This window comes from Burkholderia sp. AW49-1 (assembly GCF_053427845.1).
Genome location: NZ_JBSAXF010000055.1, coordinates 1 through 16,848 on the forward strand (window position 1 = coordinate 1; position 16,848 = coordinate 16,848).

17 protein-coding genes are annotated in these 16,848 nt (G+C 70.6%); 10 read left to right on the forward strand and 7 right to left on the reverse strand.

Annotation, left to right across the window (positions count from 1 at the left end; translation table 11 throughout):
- Nucleotides 1–80: 80 nt before the first annotated feature.
- The 5 genes from loiP to ACV22W_RS32810 form a co-directional block, all read right to left on the reverse strand.
- Nucleotides 81–842, reverse strand: a complete 762-nt coding sequence (gene loiP, locus ACV22W_RS32790; RefSeq protein WP_448023660.1) for a metalloprotease LoiP — start codon at nt 840–842, stop codon at nt 81–83.
- Between the two features lie 150 nt (nt 843–992).
- Nucleotides 993–1,799 carry a glycosyltransferase family 2 protein gene (locus tag ACV22W_RS32795; RefSeq protein WP_448023662.1) on the reverse strand — a complete coding sequence of 269 codons (807 nt, stop codon included), beginning with the start codon at nt 1,797–1,799 and terminating at the stop codon, nt 993–995.
- A gap of 110 nt (nt 1,800–1,909) precedes the next feature.
- The gene (locus tag ACV22W_RS32800) at nt 1,910–3,199 is read right to left on the reverse strand and encodes a chorismate transformation enzyme, FkbO/Hyg5 family (protein ID WP_448023663.1); all 1,290 of its coding nucleotides are present in this window, start codon (nt 3,197–3,199) and stop codon (nt 1,910–1,912) included.
- 97 nt (nt 3,200–3,296) lie between these two features.
- Nucleotides 3,297–4,013, reverse strand: a complete 717-nt coding sequence (gene fabG, locus ACV22W_RS32805) for a 3-oxoacyl-ACP reductase FabG (RefSeq protein WP_448023665.1) — start codon at nt 4,011–4,013, stop codon at nt 3,297–3,299.
- 115 nt (nt 4,014–4,128) lie between these two features.
- Nucleotides 4,129–4,413 carry a phosphopantetheine-binding protein gene (locus ACV22W_RS32810; RefSeq protein ID WP_448023667.1) on the reverse strand — a complete coding sequence of 95 codons (285 nt, stop codon included), beginning with the start codon at nt 4,411–4,413 and terminating at the stop codon, nt 4,129–4,131.
- A gap of 565 nt (nt 4,414–4,978) precedes the next feature.
- Here ACV22W_RS32810 and ACV22W_RS32815 point away from each other — a divergent pair.
- From ACV22W_RS32815 to ACV22W_RS32860, 10 genes are all read left to right on the forward strand, one after another.
- Nucleotides 4,979–5,623 carry a hypothetical protein gene (locus ACV22W_RS32815; protein WP_448023669.1) on the forward strand — a complete coding sequence of 215 codons (645 nt, stop codon included), beginning with the start codon at nt 4,979–4,981 and terminating at the stop codon, nt 5,621–5,623.
- A gap of 65 nt (nt 5,624–5,688) precedes the next feature.
- Nucleotides 5,689–7,458 (forward strand): AMP-binding protein, encoded by a 1,770-nt coding sequence (locus tag ACV22W_RS32820; protein WP_448023687.1) that lies wholly within the window; start codon nt 5,689–5,691, stop codon nt 7,456–7,458.
- Nucleotides 7,455–8,429: an LpxL/LpxP family acyltransferase gene (locus tag ACV22W_RS32825; RefSeq protein WP_448023671.1), complete on the forward strand. Its 975-nt coding sequence runs from the start codon at nt 7,455–7,457 to the stop codon at nt 8,427–8,429. The genes ACV22W_RS32820 and ACV22W_RS32825 overlap by 4 nt, the downstream gene beginning before the upstream one ends.
- Nucleotides 8,426–9,070, forward strand: coding sequence for an outer membrane lipoprotein carrier protein LolA (locus tag ACV22W_RS32830; protein WP_448023673.1), 645 nt, complete (start codon nt 8,426–8,428; stop codon nt 9,068–9,070). The genes ACV22W_RS32825 and ACV22W_RS32830 overlap by 4 nt, the downstream gene beginning before the upstream one ends.
- Nucleotides 9,070–11,553: an MMPL family transporter gene (locus ACV22W_RS32835; protein ID WP_448023675.1), complete on the forward strand. Its 2,484-nt coding sequence runs from the start codon at nt 9,070–9,072 to the stop codon at nt 11,551–11,553. Before ACV22W_RS32830 ends, ACV22W_RS32835 begins: the two co-directional genes overlap by 1 nt.
- A complete protein-coding gene (locus ACV22W_RS32840) occupies nt 11,550–12,434 on the forward strand; it encodes a polysaccharide deacetylase family protein (RefSeq protein WP_448023676.1) in 885 nt (294 codons plus the stop codon). Before ACV22W_RS32835 ends, ACV22W_RS32840 begins: the two co-directional genes overlap by 4 nt.
- A gap of 63 nt (nt 12,435–12,497) precedes the next feature.
- On the forward strand, nt 12,498–13,721 hold the full coding sequence (locus ACV22W_RS32845; RefSeq protein ID WP_448023678.1) for a beta-ketoacyl-[acyl-carrier-protein] synthase family protein: 1,224 nt from the start codon (nt 12,498–12,500) through the stop codon (nt 13,719–13,721).
- The gene (locus tag ACV22W_RS32850; RefSeq protein ID WP_448023679.1) at nt 13,718–14,536 is read left to right on the forward strand and encodes a beta-ketoacyl synthase chain length factor; all 819 of its coding nucleotides are present in this window, start codon (nt 13,718–13,720) and stop codon (nt 14,534–14,536) included. Before ACV22W_RS32845 ends, ACV22W_RS32850 begins: the two co-directional genes overlap by 4 nt.
- Nucleotides 14,533–15,075: a hotdog family protein gene (locus ACV22W_RS32855; protein WP_448023681.1), complete on the forward strand. Its 543-nt coding sequence runs from the start codon at nt 14,533–14,535 to the stop codon at nt 15,073–15,075. The genes ACV22W_RS32850 and ACV22W_RS32855 overlap by 4 nt, the downstream gene beginning before the upstream one ends.
- Nucleotides 15,076–15,097: 22 nt before the next feature.
- The gene (locus ACV22W_RS32860; protein ID WP_059447900.1) at nt 15,098–15,391 is read left to right on the forward strand and encodes a hypothetical protein; all 294 of its coding nucleotides are present in this window, start codon (nt 15,098–15,100) and stop codon (nt 15,389–15,391) included.
- An 80-nt stretch (nt 15,392–15,471) separates the two neighbouring features.
- On the opposite strand, the gene ACV22W_RS32865 is transcribed toward ACV22W_RS32860, so the two are convergent.
- Both ACV22W_RS32865 and phbB read right to left on the reverse strand, forming a co-directional pair.
- On the reverse strand, nt 15,472–15,672 hold the full coding sequence (locus ACV22W_RS32865) for a hypothetical protein (RefSeq protein WP_448023683.1): 201 nt from the start codon (nt 15,670–15,672) through the stop codon (nt 15,472–15,474).
- Between the two features lie 199 nt (nt 15,673–15,871).
- On the reverse strand, nt 15,872–16,615 hold the full coding sequence (phbB, locus tag ACV22W_RS32870; protein ID WP_448023685.1) for an acetoacetyl-CoA reductase: 744 nt from the start codon (nt 16,613–16,615) through the stop codon (nt 15,872–15,874).
- Nucleotides 16,616–16,848 lie beyond the last annotated feature (233 nt).

Consider the following 16,848-nt stretch of genomic DNA (forward strand, 5'->3'; position numbering starts at 1 on the left):
AAACAAAAACCCCACGCCCGCAAGAGCGTGGGGTTTCGTTCATCCCGGGCGCCGGACGCGGCCGGCGCACCAGGCGGCGATCAGCTGCCCTTCGCGATGCGATCCTGGATGTGCTGAGCACGGCTCGCCGACGACGGGTGCGAGCTCATCATCGAGCTCTTGCCGCCATCGAGCTGCGCGAGCTTCTGGAACGCGGTGACGAGGCCCTTCTGGTTCATGTTCTTCTGCTTCATCAGGTCGAACGAGTAGTCGTCGGCCGCGCTTTCCTGCGTCTGCGAGAACTGCGCGTTGATGAACTTCTCGGTGATGTCGCCGAGCTGCGAGCTCGTCAGGGCCGCGACACCCGGGGATGCCGCGCCGGCCGCGGTGCGTGCCGCGCTGACCGCGTAGGCGGTCTGCATCGCCTTCTTTGAGTGACCCAGCGCGACGTGGCCCATTTCATGACCGATCACGCCGCGCAGTTCGTCGTCGTTCATCATGTCCATCAGGCCGCTGTACACGCGCACGCAGCCGTTGCCCATCGCCCACGCGTTGACGTCCTTGGTCACGTAGACCTTGTAGTTGATCTTCTGGCCGTTCAGCGTCATGTCGCCGAAGCCCTTCATCACCTTCGTCAAACGCTTCGAGTACGCGCTGTTCGGCGCGGCGATCTTCGATTCTGCGTCGCTCGCCTTGCACGAGTCGGTCGACAGCGCCGCGATGTCGCTGTCCGACAGCGTCGCCGCCTTGAACAGGCTGGTCCCCGCCGACGTCAGGCTGTTCGCGTCGAGATTCTGCACGCCGCCGCATGCGCTCAACAGGAACGCCATGCCACACGCTGCCGCCGCTTTCTTGATATGCATCCCGGATCCCTCGGTAGTTGTATTTGGGAGCGGCGATTTTGCATAATCCGGCAGAAAATTACCAGATGTTTACATCAAATGACATCTTGATTACCCGCCCATTCGAAACGAACGACGCGATTGCTCAGCGAATTGACGACAATCAGCTCATCAATCGCCGCGGCCGGATGACCGGCTGAACGTCGAACGCGACCGGCGCGTGAGCCGCCGCGCGACCAGCATCGGCAGCCGCACCACGAAACCGGCGAAGAGCCGCAGGTGCATCCACGCGAGCAGCGCGTTGTCGCGGCCATAGTGGAAATGCGACACGCCGCCCTCGTGCGCGCCGAAGTAGCGCACCGGCGCCTCGATGCGGATCGGCCGCACCCCGGCCCAGCACAGCCGCACGGCAGCTTCCGGATCGAAGTCGAAGCCGCGCATCCACGGCTGGCGATGCATGATCGCGGCGAGCGGTGCGACCGGGTACACGCGAAAGCCGTACAGCGAATCGCCGATCCCGGCCCATAGCGTCTCGAGGTCGGCCCATCCGTTCGACAGCCGCCGGCCCTGCACGCGCAGTTGCGGCGCGCTCGCGTCGAACTTCGGCAGGCCCAGCACCATCGCGTCCGGCGCCGCCTGCGACGCGGCCATGAATTCGGAAATCAGGTCGGCCGGATGCTGGCCGTCGGAGTCCATCGTCAGCACGTGCGTGAAGCCGCTTGCGGCCGCCGCGTCGAGCCCGGCCAGCACCGCGGCGCCCTTGCCGCGGTTCTCCGGCAGCACGATCACGCGCAGCCCCGGGTCGCGCTCGGCCATCGCCTGCAGCCGCTCGGCGCTGCCGTCGGTGCTGCCGTCGACGACGACCCACACCGGGTTCCACTGCGCGCGCGCGTTGCGCACGGTCGTGTCGACCTTGACGCCCGGGTTATAGCTCGGAATCAGTACGAGATGGGTGGACGAGGCGTGCAGCTTGGACATGGGAACGGCCGATTGCGAAGACGAGGATCCTGACAAAAGTTTATGACCTGCAGGCGACTGCCGACAGGCTTCGTCGACGCCGCGTTCGCGTAACGACAGGCCCGCGCGCTTCACGACAGGTGCTCCAGCGCATGGCCGGCGCTCGCTTCGATCTCGACCAGCAGATCGTCGCGGCACACGTCCGCGTGGACGAACAACGGCCGCACGCCGGGGCCCGCCGCATCGCGCAGCGCGCGATCGATCGCGGCGAGCGCCGCGGCATCGCCGGCGTCGCGCACATAGACGCGGTAGTTCAGGTCGGCGAGCGAGAACGGGCCGTGCCCCTGCCGCGCGGCCTGCTCGAGCACGGCGGCGAGGTTCGCCATCGTCTCGCGGGTTTGCGCGACGACGTCGCCGCGATGCACGGTGCGATGCCCGACGATGCTGGCGGTGCCCGACACGAACAGCAACGGCGCGGCATCGTCGCCGGGCCACGCGGCCGCGCGAGCGAACGTCGGCGCACGCGGGCCGTACTCCGCCGGGTAGTGATATGCGCTGATCTGGCGCGGGTTCTCGACCGGATCGGCCGGTGTGCGGCTCGCGATGAAATGGATCGCGAGCGGCGCGGCCGGCGGCATGTCGCCCGCGACGGGCACGACCGAGCCGAGCGCGCAGGCCGCCGGGACGCTGCCCGTCAGCGCGCGACGGCACGCGTCGAACGCACGCTGCCTGCCGATATTGAACTGACGATAGCGCTCGATCCCGAACTGCAGCGCGTTGATCGCCGGCACGGTATTCCAGAGCCGCAGCGGATGCGCAATGTCGAGCGCATCGAGCAGGTCGAACAGCGCGCGGTATGCATCGTGTGTCGCGCGCTCGAGCGGCGTGCCGCCGTCGCGATCCGCATCGGCCGCTTCCCGTTCTTCCTGCAAGACGATGCTGCCGAACAGGAGCCCCGCCGTTTCGCTGTAGCGATACTGCAGCGCGCCGCGTCGCTCGCTGCGCAGGTCGGGCGCGTCACACTGCCAGATTTCGCAGACCGCGCCGGCGCGTGCGTGGCCGCCGGCGTCGAGCAGTGCCATCTGCACCGGTGCGAGCGGCAGGTCGGGCGCGGCGGCGGCGAGCATGCGGGCCATCTCATCGGCCGGCGCGCCGGCCGCGCCGATGCAGACCGCACCCAGCGCACCGGGAAACACGCGGTCGAATGCGTCGCCGCGCTGCCGCGCATCGTGCAGCAGCGCAGCCAGCCGCGCATGATCCACCTGGACGAGTCGCAGCGCCCGGTTGCCGCCGTTCGCTGCGGGCGAGATGCCCGTTCGCGAAGCGGCGGCTCCGCCTGTCATGTGTTCGCGCGCGACCGCGGTCGTGGCGGACGACAGGGAACACGCTCGCCGTTCGGCGTCGACTGGATGCACTGACACTTCGATTTCCTCACTATGCGGTGCGGGCTCGCGGCATCGTGGCCACGCGCCGCGTTGCGCGCCGTTGCTTCGCGTCAAGCCGACGCCGCGCGCGTCGTCATGCAAGTCCGCCGTTGACGGACAGCACCTGTCCCGTCACATAAGCAGCCGCATCGGATACCAGATACGCGACCATCGCCGCGACTTCGTCGGGCCGGCCCGCGCGTTGCGCCGGCACGAGCTGTTTGATCCGCTCGGCGGGAAACGCATGGTCTGCCATCGGCGACTCGATGATGCCGGGCGCGACGGCATTCACCGTGATGCCGCGCGATGCGAGCTCCAGCGACAGCGACTTCGTCGCGCCGATCAGCCCCGCCTTCGCGGCAGCGTAGTTGACCTGCCCGCGGTTGCCGGTCACGCCGGCGACCGACGCGATGTTGACGATCCGGCCGCGTCGCGTGCGGATCATCGGCAGCAGCAACGGCTGCGTTACGTTGAAAAAACCGTTGAGCGTCACGTCGATCACGCTGTGCCACTGCCGGCGCGACATGCCGGCCATCGGTGCGTCGTCGTGAATGCCCGCATTGTTGACGAGGATCTGCACCGGTGCGCCATCGATGAACGGCGCGAGCGCGGCAAGCGTCGCATCGGCGTCGGTCACGTCGAATGCAAGCGCATGCGCGGTGCCGCCGGCCGCGACGATCTGCTGCGCGACCGCCTCCGCCTGCGCGAGATTCCGGTTCGCGTGCACCCAGACTTCGTGGCCGGCCTGCGCGAGCGCCGCGCAGATCGACTGCCCGAGTGCGCCGCTGCCACCCGTTACGAGCGCCCGCATCGCCTTGCTCCGTTCATCGCGTTTCCTCTCGATCGATGCGGCCGTGGTTCGTCCAGCAACCGCCGCCGCGTGCCGTCATCGTCTGCATGCCGCGTCGCGTTCGCGCGCGCCGCCGTCACTTCGTGCGGTGCGCGGCGACGTACTCGGCAAGCGCGCCGAGCGTCGCGAAGATCTTCTGGTTGTCCGGATTGTCCGAGCGCAGCTCGAAGCCGTATTTCTTCGAGATCAGCAGCGCGATTTCCAGGATGTCGATGGAGTCGAGCCCGAAGCCCTCGCCATACAGCGGGGTCCCGGCCGTCACCGTTTCGAACGGGACGTCTTCGAGATTCAGTTCGCCGATGATCAGCGTGGCGAGCTCTTGTTCCAGTGCGTTCATCATGCTTGCGGGCAGGCGGCCCATGGCAGCGGGAGGCGCCCGGAAACGGCAATCGTCGTGCACGCCCGGCGCGCGCGAAGCGCGCGCCAATCTCCGTCCCTCCGGCGTCTGCCGGCTTCCCCGCCTGCGTTATTGGGGGTCGTTTGTAAAAGTTACGCGGATTCTAGACGATGGGTATCGGCACGTATACGGGGAATGGTTACAGACTGACGGCCCCCCGCCGCGACCGGTTTCGGGACCCGATCGCAGCAGACGCTTGAGCCGCTTCGGGCGGAATTGAATCGCCGCCGCGCAAGGTTCAGTGCGCTGCCATACATTCGGTTACAAAACCCGGCTGCGCCGACCTCGAACCACCGCGCCGCGGCCCTAAAATGTGCATGCACGACAGCCGGCCCGGACACGCGTCCCGGCCGCCATTCATATGATGTTTGACGGCCCGACGAACGCGTCCGGCCCCAATCCGCCCGATGTTTCCAGCAGCCATGCCGCGCCCGTCCATTCGTCTCGTTCCAGTTTGCCCGCCCGTCCGCCGCCGCGACGCGACGGATGACGGCAATGCGCGCACGCGCCGCGCGCCCGGAGCGCCGCGATGAGCTCGCCGCTCGGCATCGCACGCGGCGTCGGCGCGGTCGCCGCGGTGGCGGCGTACCAGATCGGCGCGCACTACGCGGCCGCGACTCCCGGCGCGCACGGCTTCGGCCTCGCGATGGCGCTCGTGCCGCCGCTGCTGCTCGCGCTCGGCGCAGCGCTGCGCTCGCCGAAGCGGGCATGGCTCGTGCCGGCGTGGCTGCTCGCCGCGGCCGCGCTGTGGGCCGCGCGCGCCCCGCTCGCACGCCATTTCGAATGGGGCCTGTATCTGGAGCACGCGAGCTTCAACCTCGCGATGGTGCTGCTGTTCGGCCGCACGCTCACGGCCGGCCAGGTGCCGCTGTGCACGCGCTTCGCGACGATGATCCACGGCACGATCACGCCGGCCGTCGCGCGCTACACGCGGCGCATCACGCTCGCATGGACGCTGTTCTTCATCGCGATCGCCGCCGTGTCGACGCTGCTGTTCGCAACCGCGCCGATCGTCGCGTGGTCGACGTTCGCGAACTACCTGTCGCTGCCGCTCGTCGCCGTGATGTTCGCGGCCGAGCATGCATGCCGGCGCTTCGCGCTGCCGCACGACACGCGGCCGCGGATGGTCGACGCCGTACGCGCATACCGCGCGTCGACGCAGCCGTCACGATGAATTCATGGCCGGCGCGGCGCCGCATCGCGGCCGCGCCGGCCACCGTCTCCCGCTTCAGCCGATTTATGCCGACTTACCCGCTAGTGTTCCATTCCTCGCCGGACCAGACGATCGCCTGGCGCGACGGCACGCCCGTCAGCGTGCGCGCGTTCGTCGCCGACGTCGCGCGCGTGGCCGCCGCACTGCCCGCCGGCGGCCACGTGTTCAACGTGTGCCGCGATCGCTACCGCTTCGCGGTCAGCCTGTGCGCGGCGCTCGTCGCCGGCAGGATCAGCCTGCTGCCGTCGACGCACACGCCGGAGATGGTGCGCCAGCTCGCGTCGTTCGCACCGGACGCGTTCTGCCTGCACGACGCGCCGGACTGCGCGATCGACCTGCCGCGCTTCGCCTATCCGGACGCCGCGCCCGGCGACCTCCTCGAGGACGCGCCGTGCGTGGTGCCGCGGATCGACGCGTCGCGCATCATGGCGTACGTGTTCACGTCCGGCTCGACCGGCGCGCCGGTGCCGCACCGCAAGACCTGGGGCTTCCTGGTCGGCTGCGTGCGCGCGGCGGCCGACCGCCTCGGCCTGCTCGACGGCCGCGCGGCGACGCTGATCGGCACCGTGCCCGCGCAACACATGTACGGCTTCGAGTCGACGGTGCTGCTCGCGCTGATCGGCGGCCTCGCGTTCAGCAACCGCCAGCCGTTCTACCCCGTCGACATTCGCGACGAACTCGCTACGATCCCGCAGCCGCGCGTGCTCGTCACGTCGCCGATTCACCTGCGCGCGCTGCTGTCGGCCGGCCATGCGCTGCCGCCGGCCGCGCTCGTGCTGTCGGCCACCGCGCCGCTGTCGGAAAAGCTCGCGTGCGAGGCCGAGGCCGCGCTCGACGCGCCGCTCGTCGAGATCTACGGCAGCACCGAGACCGGCCAGATCGCGACGCGCCGCACGTCGCAAGGCGCGACGTGGCAGCTGTTCCCCGGCATCCGCCTCGACGCACGTGCGGTACAGGACGCGCCGGGCCGCGACGCCGCGGGCGACGACAGCGGCCCGACCGTGTGGGCGTCGGGCGGACACGTCGAATCCCCCGTGCCGATGGGCGACGCGCTCGAACTGCTCGGCGACGGCCGGTTCCTGCTGCACGGCCGCAAGGCGGACCTCGTCAACATCGCGGGCAAGCGCACGTCGCTCGCCTATCTGAATCACCAATTGAACGCGATCGCCGACGTCGTCGACGGCGTGTTCTTCATGCCGGACGACGCCGCACCAGCCGACGCCGATGCGACCCGCGAACCGGTCACGCGGCTCGTCGCGCTCGTGGTCGCACCGACGCTCGCCGCGGCCGACCTGCAGCGCGCGCTGCGCGAACGGATCGATCCCGCCTTCATGCCGCGTCCGCTCGTGTTCGTCGACGCCTTGCCGCGCAACGAAACGGGCAAGCTGCCGCGCGACGTGCTCGCCGCGCTCATCGCACGGCACACGCGCGCCGCGGCGGCCGATGCGGCCGACGCGAGCGCGCGCGCCGAGACGGATGCGCCGCTCGCGTTCACGATTCCCGCCGATCACCCGGCGCTGCCCGGTCATTTCCCCGGTCATCCGATCGTGCCGGGCGTCGTGCTGCTCGATCACGCGATCGCCGCGCTCGGCGCGTCGCTGAACCGCCCGCTGCACACGTGGCGGCTGGCTTCCGCGAAATTCCTGAGCCCGGTCGCGCCCGGCGAGCCGCTCGATCTCGCGTTCGATGCAGCGGCCGGCGGCGCGATCCGCTTCACGCTGCGCGCCGGCGTACGCGACGTCGCCACCGGCGTGCTGTCCGCGCCGCCCGCCGCGCAGGACGGTGCACGGCCATGAAGCGCACCGCGTGGGCCGAGCGCCAGGAACGCAGCAACGCGGCGTTGCTGCGCGCGATGACCTGGATCTCGCTGCGGTTCGGCCGGCGGCCGTCGCGTGTCGTGCTGCACGCCATCGCGATCTATTTCGTGCTGTTCTCGCCGGTGGCCTGCTCGGCGTCGCGCGACTATCTGCGCCGCGCGCTCGGCCGTCCCGCGCGCTGGCGCGACGTGTATCGGCACGTGTTCACGTTCGCCGCGACGATCCACGACCGAATCTACCTGATGAACGGCCGCTTCGACCTGTTCGACATCCGGCTGCATGGCGAAACGCGGGTCGACGATGCGCTCGCCGGTGGGCGCGGCGCGTTCCTGATGGGCGCGCACCTCGGCAGCTTCGAAGTCGTGCGCGCGATCGGCCGCACGCGTCCGGACCTGCGCGTCGTCGTCACGATGTTCGAGGAGAACGCGCGCAAGATCAACGCGACGCTCGCCGCCGTGAATCCGGCCGCGAAACCGGAAGTGATTCCGCTCGGGCAGGTCGACTCGATGCTGAAGGTGCGCGAGCGTCTCGACGCGAACTGCATGGTCGGCATGCTCGCCGACCGCACGCTGCTCGATGATGCGGCAACCTCGCTGCGGCGGCTGCCGCTGCTCGGCGCACCAGCCGCGTTCCCGCTCGGGCCGCTGTACATGGCCGCGATGCTGCGGCGCCCGGTGCTGTTCATGACGGGCCTCTATCGCGACGGCAACCGCTACGACGTGCACTTCGAGACGCTCGCCGATTTCTCCGACGTGCGCCGCGACGCGCGCGCAGCGGCCGTCGACGCGGCACTTGCGCGCTACGTCGCGCTGCTCGACAAGTATTGCCGCGCGGCCCCGTTCAACTGGTTCAACTATTTCGATTTCTGGCAGACCGGCACGGCCGCCGAGCGCCGCGACGATGCGCGCGCATGCGCCGACCTGTCCGCCACGAGGGATTCCGACGCATGACCGCCGTTCTCCGCTTCCTGTCGCTGCTCCCGCTGCCGTCCGCGCCCGCGCTGCGCCGCTCGGCGCGCACGTTCGCCATCGCGGCCGCCGTCGCGCTCGCTCTGCCCGCGCACGCGGCCGACACCGGTTCGGCGTGGACCCTCGACCGGCTGATGTCGACGCTCGCGCAGCACAAGTCCGGACGCGCGACGTTCACCGAGACGAAGTCGCTGTCGATCGCCGCGCAACCGCTCGAATCGTCGGGCGAACTCGTGTTCGTCGCGCCCGACCACCTCGAGAAGCACACGCTCAGTCCGAAACCCGAACATCTCGTCGTCGACGGCGACATGCTCACCGTCGAGCGCAACAACCGCAAGTACACGCTCGCGCTCGCGCGCTATCCGGAGCTCGGTGCGTTCATCGACAGCATCCGCGCGACGCTCGCCGGCAATCGCTACGCGCTCGAGCAGGTCTACAAGGTCGCGCTCGCCGGTCGCGGCGACGACTGGACGCTGATGCTCACGCCGCTCGATTCGCGGATGCTGAAGGTCGTCAGCACGATCACGCTCGAAGGCTCGCGCGACGTGTTGCGCAGCGTCGCGATCCGGCAGGCCGACGGCGACCATTCGACGATGCGCCTGCAACCCGTCCCGGCGAAGTGATGGACGAGCGCACCCGGCCGACCGCCCCCGTCGCGCACCGCCCGTCCGCGTGGCGGCAGCGCGCCGTGCTCGTGTGGCTGCTCGCGCTCGTCGCGTGCGGGATCGCGATCGCCCGCGCGAATTTCACGGCCGACCTGTCCGCGTTCCTGCCGCGCGCGCCGAGCGCCGGGCAGCGCGTGCTCGTCGATCAACTGCGTGACGGCATCGTGTCGCGGCTGATCCTCGTCGCGATCGACGGCGGCGACGCGGCCACGCGCGCCGCGCTGTCGCGGCGCGTCGCCGGCACGCTGCGCGCCGACCGGCAATTCTCGGCGATCGACAACGGTGAAGCCGTCAACGACGCGCGCGACCGGCAATTCGTGTTCGACCATCGTTACCTGCTGAGCCCGGCCGTCTCGCCGCAACGCTTCAGCGCGGACGGCCTGCACCAGGCGCTCGGCGACAGCCTCGACCTGCTGAGCTCGTCGGCGGGCCTCGTCGCGAAGGCGATGTTGCCGCGCGACCCGACCGGCGAAGTGACCGCGCTCGTCGACCAGCTCGACAGCGGCGCGCAGCCCGCGATGCGCGACGGCGTCTGGGCGTCGCGCGACGGCACGCGCGCGGTGCTGGTCGTGCAGACGGCCGCCGCCGGTTCCGACACCGACGCGCAGGCGCGCGCGATCGACGCGGTGCGCCGCGCGTTCTCCGCCGCGACGCAGACGCTGCCGAACCGCGCCGCGTACACGCTCGCGATGACCGGCCCCGGCGTGTTCTCGGTCGACACGCGCGACACGATCCGGCACGACGTCGAGCGGCTGTCGACGGCGAGCGTCGTGCTGATCGTCGCGCTGCTGCTGACGCTGTACCGCTCGCCGCGCACGCTCGCGCTGGGGCTGCTGCCGGTGCTGACGGGCATCGCGGCCGGCATCGCGACGGTCAGCGTCGCGTTCGGCACGGTCCATGGCCTGACGCTCGGCTTCGGCACGACGCTGATCGGCGAAGCCGTCGACTATTCGATCTACCTGTTCGTGCAATCGGCGCAGGTCGGCGCGCGCGGCACCGCGCGGCCTGCCGACGCGACGCGCGCATGGGTCGCCGCGTACTGGCCGACGATCCGGCTCGGCGTGCTGACGTCCGTATGCGGCTTCGCGTCGATGCTGTTCTCCGGTTTTCCGGGCCTCGTGCAGCTCGGGCTGTACTCGATCGCCGGGCTGACGGCCGCCGCGCTCGTCACGCGCTTCGTGCTGCCTCACCTGCGCGGCGAGCACGTCGCGATTCGCGACGTGTCGCGCGTCGGCGCGGTGCTCGCGCGTGCGGCCGCCGCGGCGCCGCGGCTGCGCTGGCCGCTCGCCGTGCTCGTGCTCGCCGCGTGCGCGATGCTCGTGCTGCATCGCGACGGCCTGTGGAGCCGCGAGCTTGCGGCGCTGAGCCCCGTCCCCGCCCGCGCGCAGGCCCTCGACGCACGGCTGCGCGCCGATGTCGGCGCGCCGGACGTGCGCTACCTCGTCGTGATTTCCGCGCCGACCGAACAGGCCGCGCTCGAACGCGCGGAACAGGTCGCCGCGCAATTGCAGCCGCTCGTCGATCGCGGCACGCTCGCGGGCTTCGAAAGCCCCGCGCGCTACCTGCCGAGCGACACCGCGCAGCACGCGCGCCAGGCGAGCTTGCCGGACGCGGACGTGCTTGCCACGCGCATGCGTGCGGCCGTCGCGAACCAGCCGATCTCGGTGCGACCCGAGCTGTTCGCGCCGTTCATCGCCGATGTCGAGGCCGCACGTCACGCGTCGCCGATCACGCGCGCGGACCTGCGCGGCACGTCGATGGCGCTCGCCGTCGACGCGCTGCTGACCGAGCGCGCGGGCCGCTGGAACGCGATGCTGCCGCTGCGCGCGCCGGATGCCGCACGCTCAGCTTCGGCGGCGTCGGCGCCAGCGCTCGATGCAGCGCCGATCCGCGCAGCCGTCGCGCGCGCCGGCGTGCCGGATGCGCTGTTCGTCGACATGAAGGCCGAGGCCGACCGCCTGTACGTGAACTATGTTCACGAGGACATCCGGCTGTCGCTCGCGGGGTTCGCGGCGATCGCCGTGCTGCTGCTGATCGCGCTGGGCTCGCCACGCCGCGTCGTGCGCGCGCTCGCGCCGCTGGTCGCGGCCGTGCTGGTGGTGACGGCCGGCTTTGCGCTCGCCGGCGTGCCGCTGACCATCCTGCATCTCGTCGGGATGCTGCTGATCGTTGCGGTCGGCTCGAACTATGCGCTGTTCTTCTGCAAGCGCGACGACGCGCAACCGGTCACGCCGTACACGCTCGTGTCGCTGCTGATCGCGAACCTCGCGACGGTCGCCGGCTTCGGCCTGCTCGCGCTGTCGCGCGTGCCGCTGCTCGAAACCTTCGGGCTGACCGTCGGTCCTGGCGCGATGCTCGCGCTCGCGTTCGCCGCGATTCTCGCGCCGCGTGCCGCGGCGGCGAGCAGCGCGCGTTCCGACCTGACAGGAGGCCGCCCATGAACGCACCGTCGTCCATGCCACCGCGGCTGCCCGGCGACGCGCGCCGCTGGAAACCGACGCCGCTGATCGCGGGCACCGCGGCGCTGCACGCCGGTGCGCTCGCGGCCGTCGTCGCGCAACCGGCTGCGTGGCCGTGGGCCGCCGGCGGCGTGGTCGCGTCTCATCTCGCGCTGACTGCCGCCGGCCTGTGGCCACGCAGCGCGCTGCTGGGACCGAACTGGACACGCCTGCCGGCCGGCGCCGGCCGCCGGATCGCGCTGACGATCGACGACGGCCCGGACCCCGACGTCACGCCGCGCGTGCTCGACCTGCTCGATCGTCACGATGCGCGCGCGACGTTCTTCTGCATCGGCGATCTCGCGTGCCGCCATCCGAAGTGGATCGAAGCGATCGTCGCGCGCGGCCATGCGGTCGAGAACCACAGCCAGCGGCACCGGCATACGTTCTCGCTGTCGGGGCCCGCCGGGCTGCGGCGCGAAATCGCGGCCGCACAGCAGACGCTGACCGAGATCGCCGGCACGCGCCCGCAATTTTTCCGCGCACCGGCCGGCCTGCGCAATCCGTTTCTCGAGCCGGTGCTGTGCGAACTCGGGCTGCAGCTCGCCAGCTGGACGCGCCGCGGCTTCGACACGCGCGCGCGCGACGCGGACATCGTTGCGCGCCGCCTGCTCGACGGTCTTGCGCCGCGCGACATCCTGCTCGTGCACGACGGCCACGCGGCACGCGACGCGCGCGGCGAACCGGTCGTGCTCGACGTGCTGCCGGCGCTGCTGCGCGCAGCCGCCGATGCGCAGCTGCGCTGGACCACGCTGCGCGCCGCGCTCGCGCCCGAGCCGCCCGGCCAGCCGGGCACGCCGGCACCCCCGTTTGATAAAATCTGACCACGCCCGGCGCGCCCGCCAGCCCCGCTGCGGCGCCCGTTCCGGCCACCGGATACGACCCTCGTGAAACCTCTCCTGCTCTCGCACTTCACCGCCACCAGTTGCATCGGCAGCGGCCTCGACGCGACCCTCGACGCGCTGCGCAACGCACGCGGCGGGCTCACGCCGTGCGACTTCGAACGCGCCGATCTCGACACCTGGATCGGCGCCGTGGACGGTGCCGATACGCATCCCGTGCGCACGGATCTCGCCGACTTCGACTGCCGCAACAACCGCCTCGCGCAACTCGGCCTCGTCCAGGACGACTTCGACGCGCGCGTCGCAGCGGCCGTGGCGCGCCATGGCGCCGCGCGCGTCGGCGTTTTCATCGGCACGAGCACGTCCGGCATCCTCGAAACCGAGCGCGCGTACGCGCAACGCGATCCGGCGAGCGGCGCGCTGCCCGCCGACTTCCGCTATGCGCACACGCACAACCCGTATTCGCCGGCCGCGTTCGTGCGCGCGTATTTCGGGCTGCGCGGGCCGGCGATGGCGATCTCGTCCGCGTGTTCATCCGGTGCGAAGGTGTTCGGTTCCGCACGCCGGATGATCGAAGCGGGGCTGATCGACGCGGCCGTCGTCGGCGGCGTCGATTCGCTGTGCCTGACGACGCTGTACGGCTTCAATTCGCTCGAACTGCTGTCGCGCCGGCCGTGTCGGCCGTTCGACGTCGCGCGCGACGGCATCTCGATCGGCGAAGCGGCTGCGTTCGCGCTGCTCGAACGCGTGCCGGATACATGCGCCGCGCTCGACGACGACGCGATCCTGCTGCTCGGCGTCGGCGAATCGAGCGATGCGCATCACATGTCGTCGCCGCATCCGGAAGGGCTCGGTGCCCGGCTCGCGATCGAACAGGCACTCGTGTCGGCCGGGCTCGCTGCAGGCGACATCGATTACGTGAACCTGCACGGCACCGCGACGCCCAGCAACGATGCCGCCGAAAGCCGCGCCGTGGGCGCGCTGCTCGTGCGCACGCCGTGCAGCTCGACCAAGGGGGCGACCGGCCACACGCTCGGTGCGGCCGGTGCGCTCGAAGCGGTCGTCGCCGCGCTCGCGCTTCGCGAGCAGTTCGTGCCGGCCGGCGTCAACACGACGCAGCCCGACCCGGCGCTGGCCGCCGACTACGTGCTCGCGAGCCGCGAGGCCCGCGTGCGTGCGGTCCTGTCGAATTCGTTCGGATTCGGCGGCACGAACTGCAGCCTGATCCTCGGCCGCGCCGAGCATGCCCGCCGCGGGGAGCCGACATGACCCTCACCGCCTTCATCGAAAGCGTCGGCCTCGTCGGGCCGGGACTGAACGACTGGCCGCACGCGGCCGACGTGCTCGCGGGCCGCGCGGCCTATGCGAGCGCGCGCACCGTGCTGCCGACACCCGCCAGCCTGCCGCCGGCGGAACGCCGCCGCACCGGCCCCGTCGTGCGCGTCGCGCTGGCGGTCGGCCTCGAGGCGGCAGCCGCGAGCGGGCGCGATGCCGCCACGCTCGCGACCGTGTTCAGCGCGTCCGGCGGCGACGGCCAGAACTGCCACGCGATCTGCGAGACCCTCGCCGGCGACGATCGTCACCTGTCGCCCACGCGCTTTCACAACTCCGTGCACAACGCGCCGGCCGGCTACTGGAGTATCGCGACCCGCGCGATGGCGACGTCGAACGTGCTGTGCGCGCACGACGGCAGCTTTGCCGCGGGCCTGCTGGAGAGCCTGTGCCAGGTCGTGGTCGATCGCGTGCCGAGCCTGCTGATCGCCTACGACACCGACTATCCGGAGCCGCTGCGTGCGGTGCGTCCGATCGTCGACGCGTTCGGCGTCGCGCTCGTGCTCGCACCTGGAGCGAGCGAACGCACGCTCGCGCGCATCGACGTGCAACTGACCGACGCACCGGCGACGACGCTCGCGAACCCCGAACTCGACGCGCTGCGCACCGGCAATCCGGCCGCGCGCGCACTGCCGCTGCTCGGCGCACTCGCCGCGCGGCGCACGGCGAGCGTCGTGCTCGACTATCTGGAAGATACGCGCGTGCAGGTCGATATCGCGTCGGCGAATCCCACGGAGGAGCACGCGCAATGACGACGCCCGTCTCGACGCCGATGCCTGCGCCGGCGACGGCCATCCTCGATCGCGCATGGATCGCAGCGCACATTCCGCACGACGGCGCGATGTGCTTGCTCGATCGCGTCGAAGCATGGGATGCCGCGCGGATCCGCTGCAGCGCGACGAGCCATCGCGATCCGCACAACCCGCTGCGCTCGCGCGGCCGGCTCGCATCGGTCTGCGGAATCGAATACGCGGCACAGGCGATGGCCGTGCATGGCGCGCTGGTCGGCACGCAACGCGCGCAGACGGAACCCGCGCGGCCGCGCGCCGGCTATCTGGCGAGCGTGCGCAACGTCGACGCGTTCGTCGATCGGCTCGACACGTTCGAGCTGCCGCTGATCGTCGACGCCGAGCGCATCGGCGGCGACGACCGCTCCGTTCTGTATGGCTTCACGCTGCGCTGCGGCGAGCGCGTGCTGCTCGCCGGCCGCGCCGCGGTGATGCTCGATGCATCGGCGGCCGGTGCATTCGTTCCGCCGCCTGCCGGCCGCTCGCCCCCCCTCCCCCGATGACTAGCCCCAAGGAAACCAGGTCGTGAAAGCACGTCAGTTCATTTGCACCGCGTTCGTTCTCGCGCTGATCAGCCCAATCGCGCACGCGGACATGTCGGAAGTGAAGCAGGACATCAAACGCGATTCGAAGGAAGCCGCGCACAAGACCGGCGAGGCCGCGCGCAGCTTCGGCCACGCGACCGCGAGCGCCGCGAAGACGGTCGGCCACGGCATCGCGCATGCGTCGCGCGAAGGCTGGGATGCCACCAAGCGCACGACGAAGCGGATCTTCCACAAGAACGATTCGGGCGAAGGCTCGGCGAAAAGCAGCGATTGAGCGCGGGCGCACCGCGCACCGCACATGAATGCGCGGGATGCGGCACGACGCGTGAACGCGCCGTTGCCGCGCCGCCGCCGTCAGCGCGCGCCGCTGCGCGTGCGACGCGCCGGCCCGCGCGCGAGGCACTTGCCGTACGCGACGAGCCAGCAATCGCGATGATCGAAGTTGCGCAGCAGCCGCGCGCGGCGCCGCTCGAGCCAGTGAAGCGCGATCGCCATCGTCAGCGCGACGGCCAGTGCCGAGCCGCCGATCGCGAGTCCCATCCAGGTGTCAGCCATGCCTCCTCCGGAATGCGAGGCCGGTGCGGCGCGCGTGCCGCGACGCGGCGGCCGTAGCGCGGGCGCACACGGCCCGCCGCGTGCGCGGCGAACCTGCGTCCGTGATCCGTCACCGCGCGCTTGGCGCGTCGCCCCGGCGCTGGATACAGCGGGAGCACGGCCCGGACGAGCGCGCGAACGCTGCCCGGGCCGCCGCGCGTCAGTGCATGTGCTGGCCGCCGTTGATCGCGATGTTGGAGCCCGTCACGAAGCCGGCCTCCTCCGAGCACAGAAACGCGATCAGCGCCGCGACTTCCTCGGGTCGACCGAGCCGTCCCGCCGGAATCTGCGGAAGGATCTTCGTATCGAGGATGTCCTGCGGGATCGCCGTCACCATCTTGGTCGCGAGATAGCCCGGCGATACCGTATTCACCGTCACGCCCTTGCGCGCGATCTCGAGCGCGAGCGATTTCGTGAAGCCGTGCATGCCGGCCTTCGCGGCCGCGTAGTTGGTCTGGCCGACCGAGCCCTTCGAGCCGTTGACCGACGAGATGTTGACGATGCGTCCCCAGCCCCGCTCGACCATGCCGTCGCAGACCGGCTTCGTCATGTTGAACACGGAATCGAGGTTGGTGCGGATCACCGCATCCCAGTTGACCTTGTCGAGCTTGCGCAGCGTCATGTCGCGCGTGATGCCCGCGTTGTTCACCAGGATGTCGACCGGGCCGACGTCCCGGACGATCTTGTCGATGCATTGCTGGCAGGAATCGTGGTCGGCCACGTCCACCGGATACGCATGGAATTCGCGGCCGGCCGCATGCATGTCCGTCAGCCAGCGATCGGCGCCCGCGTTGTTCGGCGAATACGTGACGACGACCCGGTGGCCCGCATCGTTCAACCGGATGCTGATCGCTTCGCCGAGGCCGCCCATTCCACCAGTCACAACTGCAATTCGCTTAGTCATCCTATGAATTACCGACAAAAAAGTAGTCAATGATGCGGAGCGACGGCATGGCACATGCTGTCGCCCCACCGCTGCGATGCGCTGGCGCCCGCGAGGCGGGCACGGCGCACCGGAACTTCACGCTTGTTGTTGGCTGCTTGTTCCGCGCGAAGGTTGCTGCGCACGCGGGCGGCGCTGCCCAGCGCCGCACGCGTGCAATATCGTCAGACCTGGCTCAATCGCGTTCGACCGCG

Excerpts from the sequence above, each read along its gene's own strand:
- ACV22W_RS32840 (WP_448023676.1), top strand. The coding sequence starts at position 11,550 with ATGAACGCACCGTCGTCCATGCCACCGCGGCTGCCCGGCGACGCGCGC.
- loiP (WP_448023660.1), bottom strand. The coding sequence starts at position 842 with ATGCATATCAAGAAAGCGGCGGCAGCGTGTGGCATGGCGTTCCTGTTG.
- ACV22W_RS32815 (WP_448023669.1), top strand. The coding sequence starts at position 4,979 with ATGAGCTCGCCGCTCGGCATCGCACGCGGCGTCGGCGCGGTCGCCGCG.
- ACV22W_RS32865 (WP_448023683.1), bottom strand. The coding sequence starts at position 15,672 with ATGGCTGACACCTGGATGGGACTCGCGATCGGCGGCTCGGCACTGGCC.
- ACV22W_RS32830 (WP_448023673.1), top strand. The coding sequence starts at position 8,426 with ATGACCGCCGTTCTCCGCTTCCTGTCGCTGCTCCCGCTGCCGTCCGCG.
- ACV22W_RS32810 (WP_448023667.1), bottom strand. The coding sequence starts at position 4,413 with ATGGGCCGCCTGCCCGCAAGCATGATGAACGCACTGGAACAAGAGCTC.
- ACV22W_RS32795 (WP_448023662.1), bottom strand. The coding sequence starts at position 1,799 with ATGTCCAAGCTGCACGCCTCGTCCACCCATCTCGTACTGATTCCGAGC.
- ACV22W_RS32855 (WP_448023681.1), top strand. The coding sequence starts at position 14,533 with ATGACGACGCCCGTCTCGACGCCGATGCCTGCGCCGGCGACGGCCATC.
- ACV22W_RS32825 (WP_448023671.1), top strand. The coding sequence starts at position 7,455 with ATGAAGCGCACCGCGTGGGCCGAGCGCCAGGAACGCAGCAACGCGGCG.
- fabG (WP_448023665.1), bottom strand. The coding sequence starts at position 4,013 with ATGCGGGCGCTCGTAACGGGTGGCAGCGGCGCACTCGGGCAGTCGATC.
- ACV22W_RS32820 (WP_448023687.1), top strand. The coding sequence starts at position 5,689 with ATGCCGACTTACCCGCTAGTGTTCCATTCCTCGCCGGACCAGACGATC.
- ACV22W_RS32850 (WP_448023679.1), top strand. The coding sequence starts at position 13,718 with ATGACCCTCACCGCCTTCATCGAAAGCGTCGGCCTCGTCGGGCCGGGA.
- phbB (WP_448023685.1), bottom strand. The coding sequence starts at position 16,615 with ATGACTAAGCGAATTGCAGTTGTGACTGGTGGAATGGGCGGCCTCGGC.
- ACV22W_RS32835 (WP_448023675.1), top strand. The coding sequence starts at position 9,070 with ATGGACGAGCGCACCCGGCCGACCGCCCCCGTCGCGCACCGCCCGTCC.